At 69.6% G+C, this 237-nt stretch carries 1 pseudogene; it reads left to right on the top strand.

The window, feature by feature from the left end:
* A pseudogene (locus tag PSEWESI4_RS25025) lies at positions 1–237 on the top strand (type VI secretion system Vgr family protein); the annotation flags it as partial.

Here is a 237-nt window from a genome sequence, read left to right as displayed (position 1 = left end):
GAAGGCCGCCAGGCGATCAGCCAGGAAGAGGAAGCCGCCGGCGGCGAACAGGGCACCCACTACAGCTACAGCGGCGTGCTGGTCCCCGACCGGGTGGAGTGGAAGCCCACGCCCCTGCCCAAGCCGCGCATCGACGGTCCGCACATGGCCACGGTGGTGGGCCCCGCCGGGGAAGAGATCTTCTGCGACGAGCACGGCCGCATCAAAGTCCAGTTCCCCTGGGACCGCGAAGGGAAG

This window comes from Zestomonas carbonaria (assembly GCF_904061905.1).
Classification (GTDB): domain Bacteria; phylum Pseudomonadota; class Gammaproteobacteria; order Pseudomonadales; family Pseudomonadaceae; genus Aquipseudomonas; species Aquipseudomonas carbonaria.
Note: the sequence above shows the minus strand (reverse complement) of the source record. Positions and strands in the feature narration are given on the sequence as shown.